Source organism: Roseomonas sp. KE2513 (genome assembly GCF_016107305.1).
Lineage (GTDB): Bacteria > Pseudomonadota > Alphaproteobacteria > Acetobacterales > Acetobacteraceae > Roseomonas.
In genome coordinates, this window is the sequence record NZ_RCVR01000047.1 from 23,163 (window position 1) to 31,100 (window position 7,938).

The 7,938-nt window shown below is 66.9% G+C and carries 5 protein-coding genes and 1 pseudogene; 4 read left to right on the forward strand and 2 right to left on the reverse strand.

The window, feature by feature from the left end:
• Positions 1–228: 228 nt before the first annotated feature.
• Both D9599_RS26510 and D9599_RS26515 read left to right on the forward strand, forming a co-directional pair.
• Positions 229–483 (forward strand): hypothetical protein, encoded by a 255-nt coding sequence (locus D9599_RS26510; RefSeq protein WP_198384305.1) that lies wholly within the window; start codon positions 229–231, stop codon positions 481–483.
• 688 nt (positions 484–1,171) lie between these two features.
• Positions 1,172–1,915 (forward strand): NYN domain-containing protein, encoded by a 744-nt coding sequence (locus tag D9599_RS26515; protein ID WP_198384306.1) that lies wholly within the window; start codon positions 1,172–1,174, stop codon positions 1,913–1,915.
• 73 nt (positions 1,916–1,988) lie between these two features.
• On the opposite strand, the gene D9599_RS32070 is transcribed toward D9599_RS26515, so the two are convergent.
• Positions 1,989–2,111, reverse strand: a complete 123-nt coding sequence (locus tag D9599_RS32070) for a hypothetical protein (protein WP_255531675.1) — start codon at positions 2,109–2,111, stop codon at positions 1,989–1,991.
• A gap of 973 nt (positions 2,112–3,084) precedes the next feature.
• Between D9599_RS32070 and D9599_RS26520 the strand changes: the two are divergent.
• A pseudogene (locus D9599_RS26520) lies at positions 3,085–3,588 on the forward strand (transposase); the annotation flags it as partial.
• Positions 3,589–4,070: 482 nt separating this feature from the next.
• The gene (locus D9599_RS32545; protein WP_198384307.1) at positions 4,071–4,223 is read left to right on the forward strand and encodes a hypothetical protein; all 153 of its coding nucleotides are present in this window, start codon (positions 4,071–4,073) and stop codon (positions 4,221–4,223) included.
• Between the two features lie 618 nt (positions 4,224–4,841).
• Here the strand turns inward: D9599_RS32545 and D9599_RS26530 are convergent.
• Positions 4,842–7,814, reverse strand: a complete 2,973-nt coding sequence (locus D9599_RS26530) for a Tn3 family transposase (protein ID WP_232480942.1) — start codon at positions 7,812–7,814, stop codon at positions 4,842–4,844.
• Positions 7,815–7,938: the final 124 nt, after the last annotated feature.

The window sequence follows — 7,938 nt, forward strand, 5'->3', positions numbered from 1 at the left end:
AAATCATACTTGGAAGTGGGCCTTCAAGAGTCCACGGGACAACTCGGCAAGGCGTTGATTCCTTTGTTGCGCGGTTTTCGGCTCCTCCTTCAAAAGGCCACATCTTCCCTTCAAAACTCCACAGGAGGCTTGTGGGCCAAAACGCGCCGGGTCCTTCAAAATTCCACACCCGGCGGTGCGACTCGGGCGGTGCTGTTTGCTTGCAGGGGAGGGAGCAATCCTTGGCGCATGAGTACCACACGCCCCTACCGCCGCCACCGCCGCGCCGCGCCGTCCTGCGAAGACACCCTCGTCGGCCGGGCCGCAGGCGCCACCTGCACCGAGATCGGCCGCTCCTACGGGTGCCGGGAGCGGACGGTGCGCCTCGCGCTGGACCGCTACGCCGACCGCAGGGAGGTGCCGCCAGTCGCCGTGCACGTCCTGCACCATCACGACGGCGTGGCGCGTTCCCGGCTGTTCGACCGCATCCGGGCGGCTCACTAGCGGGGCGTGAAAGGGTGGGAGACCGTCACGGAGGCCCAGTGGCGGTTTGGGGATGGCTTCATGGGCTACATGCCGTGAGGCGCCGGGGTTTCATGCGGCGGCACGGCCGCGACCGCCACGAGGTTCACCCACTCCATCTAACCCTGCGCTGGCGGCTCGGCTCGTTCCTCACCACGGGCGCCAGGATGAACCTAAGCCGCGCGCAAGGTGGGAGGTGGCTTGCCTACGGGAACGCCTACCAAGTGGCAGAGCGGATGGCCCGCCGCTTGGGATAGGAGTTCGTCGTGCATCCCCGCGGCCCACTGTCCTCCCAGGAGGAGGGGGGGCAGGGCCATGTTGGGGATCAAGCTGAGCCAGAGCGTCGTACTGACGCTCACCATCTTCGGCGGCGCCTTCCGCCTGCTGTGGATGGTGGCCTCGCGTGGTCCCTGCTCGTAGCCTGTAGGAGCGAAGAGGAAGCCGAGAGGAAATGTCCCGGAGGCGACTGAACGCGGTCTGGAACGATGTGACGCGGGTGCAACGCTCGCGCGTCGTTGATGCCGACGCGTCACGTAACGCTTGCCCCCTTCAAGATACCACATTAAGTAGCCGCCATCCGCGCTACTGGTTCACCAGCAGCACCCCCGGGGGCTATGGCCTCCGGGGTTTCTACTTTTTGGGGCACCCCGTTGCGGGTATATCGTCCTGGATGAATACGGACGATTTGCTGCTCAGGTCTGAGGCGGTCCAGCCCACACCCGAGGAACCCGCGAGACCAACGCCGCCGCCCCGCAAGAGGGCCGCGCTATATGTTGACGGATTCAACCTCTATCACAGCCTCGACGACCTGAAGCAGCCCCACCTCAAGTGGCTGAACATCGCGGCCGTAGCGCGCCTCCTCGTCGCCGGGCGGCCTGAGGACGTGGTGCGGATCGTCTTCTGCACCGCCATTCGGATGGACGACCCCGGCCGCATCGGCCGCCACCGGGCCTATGTCCGGGCGCTGGAGGGCGTAGGGGTCGTGGTGCTCAAGGGCTACTTCGCCGAGGAGCGCCGAAAGTGCCGCTCCTGCGGCGCCACCTGGATGCACCCCACCGAGAAGGAGGGGGACACCAGCCTGTCCATCACGGTCATCGACGACGCGCACCGGGACCGATTTGACGTCGCCTATCTCATCACGGCGGACGGCGACCAAGCACCGGTGGCCCGAATGATCCGGGACAGCTTCCCCGACAAGGAGCTGGTGACAGTGGCACCGCCCGGCCGCTCCCACAACTACACCATCCTGTCGGCGACCAGCCGGAAGGCGTCCATCACCGAGGCCACCGTGGAGCGGTCCCTGTTCGACAGGGCACCTAGGGACGTGGCGGGCAACCTCGTCATGCGGCCCCGCGAGTACGACCCGCCTGCCGGATGGGTGCCGCCGCACCTGCGGCCCAGGAAAGGTTCCTGATGGGTGAGGCGTGGCCCATCGGAGCGGCTTTCGGGTGCGTCTATCTCATTACCTGCTAGCCGACCAGCCAGCGCTACGTCGGCCAGACCACAGTAAACCCCTTCGCCCGCTTCGCCGCGCACTTGGCGAAGCCCTCGGGGAAGATGTGGAAGGTGGTCGCATCCCACCGTCCGGAGGAGTTGCGGCTCGAGGTCATCGACGAGGCTTCCGATCTCGCGGACCTGAACCGCAAGGAGGCTCTTTGCCGTGAGGGAACCTTAGCACAGCCCCAGGCCTATCGGACCAGCCTCCATCCACTCGCGGAGCTTCGACCACCTCCTGCGCTTGTTCCTGTTCTTGACGGCAATCGCGAGAGCGCGTCGCTGCCCCACGAGCACTACGAGGCGCTTGCCGCGGGTGAAGAGCACCTCAGTTGCCTCAGCTCGCTTATGTGGACGTCGCCAACCTTTCCATCGAGTGGCAGAGGGTCAGCGCCGTGGCCAAGGGCTTGGCGCACAGCTTGAAGGAAGTTGAGCAGCGAGGAGTGATCGACTTCGACTGTACGCCGAACAGCGTGCAACACTCTCTTGTGGCCGGAGCAGCTTACCATTACGGATTAACATCGTAAGATCCTGAAGGCAGACATCGTCAGGGCTGAGCACCAAACAGCCAACCGCCGCCCTGATGTCTCTGCGCTCGCCGGCTTGCAAACAAGCAGACAGGTCACCGGCGAGTTGAGATTGAGTGGTGTGCGCAACCACGGACCCTCAACTTGCCGATAGCTCTGGCAGTTCGCTTGCGTCGGCCATGAAAGGTAGAATGATCCCTTATTTGCTGGGGGCGCCTTCCCTTACGGTTGACCTCTCCGCCAGCCATTTCTCAACCCGCTCGGCAAAGCCAGCTGGATCGACCCTTCGGAGCGAGCCGAGCCTTCATCAAAACTCATGTCTTCTTATTGAACTTGCCTCGAGTCCAGCGTCGCAAGATGATCCCACTAGGTTTGCTCGGGAATTGGGTGACTGCCACCGGCATCATGTACACGCAATCAGAACAATTTCCCGGTGTTCAACGCGCAAGACGGAATACTGATCCCACCTCGCATGCGGTCTGCCTGACTTGGTATAGACCCGGGATCAGTGACCGTTTGAGAATGGCTTGGCGTGGCGCGGGCAAGATGATTCAAGCTCGGGATGTGGACCCGAGAGACGCGCCGCCGGATCGCCGAGCTTGCCCGCAAGACGAAGCGCTACCCGTCTGACCTGACGGATGAGGAGTGGGCGCGGGTCGAGCCATTGATGCCGAAGCCGCCGGGCGGGCAGAAAGCCTTCGATGGATCTGCGCGAGATGCTGAACGCGATCCGCTACCTGGCGCGCTCGGGCGGTGGCTGGTGGATGCTCCCGATCCACTTTGGGCCGTGGCAGACCGTGTATTGGTGGTCTCGGCGCTTTGTCCGGCGCCTCCTGTTCAGGACGATCCCGATGTGGCCTGATACCGCGAGGCAGCAGAGCGGGAGCCACGTCCCAGCGGAGGGGTTCTCGACAGCCAGGCGGTCAAGGCGCCTTTCGCCGAGACGCGGGGCTACGATGGAGGCAAGCGGGTCGTCGGCCGCAAGCGCCATGTCGCCGTGGACACGGACGTGCGGCTGCTGATGGTGAACCTCACCACGGCCGATGTGTCCAACAGTGTGGGCGCAGCAAACCCCAGCCCGCGTGAATCACAGCGAACGCCGCTCATCTGGTGGTCCATGCAGGAGGTTCGCTGCATAGCGAACCGCCGCGTGCAACGAAAAATCCGGCCTGCCCATGTCATTGCATGGTCACCCTGGCGACGAGCACACCAAGCTGCTGCTCGAAAAGGCCACGTCCAGCGCAGATCGCGAATGTAATGCTGAGGGGAGAATCCATTGTTTCAGTTTAGCGCTTGATCTGGATGCCTGATTCCATGTTGGCTGGAGGCGCTGCCATGGCTGATCGGATCTGGCTCACGAGGGCGCCGATCCGGTGAATTGCGCGCATCTTCCCGCTCTCGCATGGGGTGCCGCGAGTGGACGACCAGCGGGTGGTCAGCGGCATTCTTCATGTCATTCGCAGTGGGCTTCGCTAGCGCAACGCGTTTGCCGAGTACGGGCCGCACAAGACCCTGTACAATCGCTTCATGCGCTGGAATCGCTTGGGCGTGTTCAACCGTATCTTTGTCGGGCTCGCAGGTCGCGAGGGTGAGCTCAAGCGCCTGATGATCGATGCCACCCACCTCAAACCGCAGCGCTCGGCGGCAAGCCTGCTAAAAAGGGAGCCCTTTCCCGCCATATCGGGTGCATCAATGGCTTGAACTTCGTATGCGCTTGATGATGCACGCCTTGTGAGGCGGCATTGATTTGGCGGAGTTCTGCGGGGATGTTGCCGGCCGATCCATGAGCGACTGGTCGTGCGACGATCGCGGGACGGATCGCAAACGGGATGTCAGTTGAGGTGATGCTGGCGCGGGGGCCGCGCCGTCGGTGGAGCGAGGCGACCAAAGCGCGGATTTTGGAGGGTGCAAGGCACTGCCTTGCACGGGGCGCCTGGGGCTGTGGTGGCGGAAGTGGCGCGCCGGCACCGGTGGCATCAAGTCTGATCTTCACTTGGCGGAGCCGGATGACGAGACGGTGCTCGGAGGCTGCATCGCCCTCCTTCGTGCCGGTGGTTGTTGAGGGGGCTGGGTCAGGCACTCCGACTGCGGCGCCGTCACGGCCTGGCTGTGTGGTCGTCGGGATGGTGGAGGTGGTGCTGCGCAACGGCGAGGTGCTGCGGATGCTGGCCACTACGGAACCGGTGCGGCTGGCGGCGTTAGTGGCGGCGCTGGGGACGTGATCGCGCTTCCCGCTAGCGTACGGGTCTGGCTGGCAGCCGGCGTGACGGACATGCGCAAGGGCTTGGGGTCACCTGACCGTTTGTTCGAAACTGCACGCTAAGCGGCGTAGAGGGTGAACGCCTCCGGAACGGCCCGGAGCGGGCGGAGTCCGTCCGCTGGTTGTGCGGTGTTCCAATCGTAGTCGCCGGTCAGCGTGATGTGCTCCCAGCCGAGCGGGGCGACGTGGGCGAGCAGCTCGTCTGGCACGCCGATGCCCTGTGACCGGAGGTGCCGGACTGCTTGGTCGAGGTAGACGGTATTCCAATGCACGATGGCCGTGGTCAGCAGGCTCAGCCCGGAGGCCCGGAAGCTCTGGTTCTCGAAGGTGCGGTCGCGGAACTCGCCCTGACGATGGAAGAACACTGCCCGCCGCAGCGCGTTGCCCGCCTCGCCCTTGTTCAGCCCGGCATGGCTGCGCTGGCGTAGTGCCGGGTCGGACAGCCATTGCAGGGTGAACAGGGTGCGCTCGATCCGTCCCAGGGCGCGCAACGCTCGGGACAGATGATTGTGCGGTCCGGCCGCCGCGAGCTTGCGCAGGATGGTGGAGGGCGCGACGGCGCCAGCCTCGATGGATCGCCTGACCCGCATCAGCTCGCCCCAGCCGCAAGCCAGGGCCGTGGTGTCCACGGGCTCGCCGATCATCGGCTTCAGCACAGGGTAAGTGTCCGGCTTCTCGACCGCGTAGAGCTTGCGCTCCTTCAGGTCCTTAATCCGGGGCGAGAAGCGGTGGCCCAGGAGGTGGCACATGCCGAACACGTGGTCAGTGGCGCCGGCGGTGTCGGTGTAATGCTCGGCGATGCGCAGGCCGGTGTGGTGCGCCTGCGGGTGCAGCCCGTCCAGCACGTAGGGCGCCTCGCTGGCGGTGGCGGAGATGACCTGGGTGTGCAAGGTGCCGTACTGGCCGGACTGGGTTGTGTAAACCACCACGCCGGGGTCGATCCCGTACTTGGCGTTGACGTCGCCGCCGGGTCCGGCCCGGCCGCCAGCGCGAAAGTACTGCCCATCCGAGGAGGAGTCGGTGCCGTCGCCCCAGATGACGCTCATGGGATGCCGGTGGTGGGCGTCGACGATCACCGCGCGGGCGGCGGCGTAGTTGTCCTCGGTGACGTGCCACTGCGCCACGTTGACCAGGTGGTGGTAGCTGACCCCGCGGGTCGCGTCGGCCATGCGAGACAAGCCGAGGTTGGTGCCATCGGCCAGAACGGCGGCGAGCAGGGCTGGCACATCGGCGGGCGGGTGGCCGGTGCGCAGGTGGGTGAAGCAGGCAGCGAACCCGGTTGCCTGCGCTACGTCCGACACGACCTCGGTCACGCGCGCCCGCGGCAGCATGCCGTAGAGCCGGCCGGCCAGCAGCCGGGCGGCATCGGGCACTGTGGGCTTGGTGCGGGCGATGTAGAGGGTGCCGTCCTCGATCTCGACGCCGTCCAGCTCGCCGCGCCCGGCGCAGGCGGCAACGAACTGCAGGCGCTCGTGCAGCAGGCCAGACCGGGCTGCGAGGTAGCGTTCCGGGTTAGTTTCCCCGGCGAGGCCAGCGGTGGCCACGCCCGCCGGTTCCGCCGGCAGCAGGTAGTCCTCGAAGGCGCGGTGGTCGCGGCTGCCGGCGACCCACACGCCCGCGCCCCGCAGGCGATCGCGCAGGGTGGCGAGCACGGCCGTCTCGTACAGCCGCCGGTCGGGGACAGGTCCGGCAAAGATCATCCGGCGCCACTTGGGCGGCAGGAACGCCGACGGCAGCCGCTTGGGCAGGGCGCGGGCACCAGCCTCGTCCGCCGCCTTGAGCAGGTCGATGGCGGTGAGCAGGGGATCGTGCGGCACGCTGGACTGGAACCGGAACGCCGCCAGGAATCGCGGGCTGAAGCGCCGCAGCACGGTATATCGCTCGGCGGCGGTGGCCAGGATCTCCACGTCGGCGACGCCGGCCACGGCGTCGATCACCGGCAGGGCTTGGTCGAGCCTGCCCAGGCCTACCTCGCGCTCGACGGCGGCGACGCCCTCCTCCCCGCTCTCCTTGGCATGCTTCAGGGCAGCAATGGTGCGGCGGAACAGGAGCAGGGTGCGGGCCACGTCGCGCCTGGTCGCCTGAAAGCGGCGCTCGTCGCGGCCGCGGGCCCTGGTGAACAGCGACCCCACATACTTGCAGAACATGGTCAGGGTCGCGTCCGTGAGCCGGGTCTCGAGGTCGGTCACCCCGGCCACCAGCAGGGCGGTCCGGCGCAGGGGCTCGACGTGGGCGAGGTGCTGGGCGGTCATGACGCCGCCCTCCTCCACCAGGCGCGCGAGCCGGGCCGGGTGGACCCGCGCGGTCCGCTCCCGGGCGATGCCGACGCCGCGCACCCAGTCCAGCCGGTCGAGCAGCGCCACCATGTTGCCCGGCGCGGGCGCTTCCGGGGCGTCCCGCAGCCAGGTGAAGCGGGAGCGCCGGATGGCCGGGTCGGTCACGAGCAGGCCGTCGAGCACGGCCTGCTCGGCCTCGGTCACCCCATCGGCCAGGACCTGGAACGTGCGCTGACGCGCCCGTGCCCGGGCGGCGAGGCCGATCCGCTCCAGCACCGCGGCGTCCGGCACCAGCACGCCACAGGCACGGACATGGGCCAGCATGGCCTGCACGATCGGCTCGCCGCGATCGGTGGCCCAGGCGGCATCGGCACCGACCCGTAGGCAATCGCGCCAGTCACCCAGCCGGAAGCTGCGCAGGCCAAGCAGGGTCTGGAGTTCGACGGCGTGTTCACGGCGGGTCTGGTCGCGCCGCGCGTAGTCGGCGAACGCGGCGGACGGGGTCCCGAGCTGGGCGGCCACGAAGCCCAGCATGGTCGCGGGCGGATGCTGGCCGGGACCGAGGCCCTGTCCCGGGTGGCGCAGCAGGCAGAGCTGGACGGCGAAGCCCAGGCGGTTGAAGGCGCGGCGCTTGGTGCGCACCAGCAGCAGGTCCTCGGGGTTGAGCACGTAGTGCCTGGCCATCTCGGCCGGCGTGGTCGGGACGGCGAACAGGCGGGTGCGCTGCTCGGTGGACAGGAGGAAGCGGCGGGGCATGGGACCTCGGGAAGGGGGAGGCCCCGTTCATAAGCTACTTGCCTTTCAGCGCTGTTCTGCAACAGGGTATTGAAAGCAGAAATGTCAGGTTTGATCGTGACCGCCAAACCCGTGCGCAAACGAC